This is a genomic window from Sphingomonas sp. CCH9-E2, from assembly GCF_001557215.1.
Classification (GTDB): domain Bacteria; phylum Pseudomonadota; class Alphaproteobacteria; order Sphingomonadales; family Sphingomonadaceae; genus Sphingomonas.
Window position 1 is genome coordinate 1 of sequence record NZ_LSJM01000036.1, and the last position, 1,371, is coordinate 1,371.

Annotated in this window: 1 pseudogene; it reads left to right on the forward strand. The window is 69.5% G+C overall.

The annotated features are described in order from the left end of the window. Positions 1-46 precede the first annotated feature (46 nt). Positions 47-1,371 (forward strand): annotated as a pseudogene (locus AX681_RS01935) (transcription-repair coupling factor); the annotation flags it as partial.

Below are 1,371 nucleotides of genomic sequence, written 5' to 3' on the forward strand. Positions count from 1 at the left end.
CTCCCAACCCTCTCCCCTGAAGGGGAGAGGGCTAAAGAAGAAACCAATGCCCGACCTCAACCGCATCCTCTCCGCCAAGACTCCGCTGACCCTCGCCGGCGTCCCCACGGGCTTCCTCCCCTGGCTGCTCGCCGATCTCGCGCGCGCCAGTACGGCAGGTGCGGTCTATATCGCGCCCGACGAATCCGCGATGCGCGCCGTCGCCGGCACCGCGCCCTTCTTCGCGCCGGAGCTTGAGGTCATCCAGTTCCCCGCCTGGGACTGCCTCCCCTATGACCGCGCCAGCCCCACGCTGCGCGTCATGGCCGAACGCATGGCCGCCCTCGCCGCGCTTCAGGCAAAGCCGACCGGCCCGCGCCTGATCCTCACCACCGTCAACGCCGCAACCCAGCGCACCCTCACCCCCTTCCGCATCCGCCAGATGACCGCGCGCCTCGCACCCGGCGAGCGCATCTCGCTCGACAAGCTTGCCACCCTCCTCTCGTCCAACGGCTATGTCCGCACCGACACCGTCCACGACAGCGGCGAGTTCGCCGTGCGCGGCGGGCTGGTCGACCTCTTCCCCTCGGGCGCGGAACAGGCGCTCCGCCTCGATTTCTTCGGCGACGAGATCGAAAGCGTCCGCACCTTCGACCCCGCCGATCAGCGCACCACCGGCCGCGTCGACGGCTTCACCCTCCTCCCCGCCAGCGAAGCGCTGCTCGACGAAGACACGATCAAGCGCTTCCGCACCCGTTACCGCGAGAAGTTCGGCGCCACCGCCACCGGCGACCCGCTGTATCAGGCGATCAGCGAGGGCCGCCGCCTCGCCGGCATGGAGCATTGGTTGCCCCTGTTCGAAGAGCGGATGGAAACGCTGTTCGACCACCTCCCCGACGGCGCCGTCATCGTCCGCGATTCGGGCGAGGCGGGCGCCGCGGAATCGCGCTTCGAAGCCATCGCCGACTATCAGGCCAACCGCGTCCGCGCCCAGTCGACCGACGCCGGCAGCTACCGCCCGCTCGGCACCGATCAGCTCTACCTCCTCCCCGCCGAGTGGGAGACGCGCCTCAAATCCGCCCGCGCCCACCTCGCCACCCCGTTCCACGAGCCCGAAAGCGCCACCGTCCTCGACTTCAACGTCGACGGCCCACGCGACTTCGCCCCCGAACGCGCGGCCCAGACCAACATCTACGACGCCGTCGCCGCGCACCTGTCGGGCTTACGCATCGCGTCCAAAAAGCCGGTCTTGGTCAGCTACTCCAACGGCTCGCGCGACCGCCTCGCCGGGCTGCTCAAGGATCACGGCATCACGAATATTGCCTTCGCGGAAAGCTGGCAGGAAGCCCTCGGCGTCAGCACTCCCCTCCCGCTTGCGGGAGGGGCCGGGGG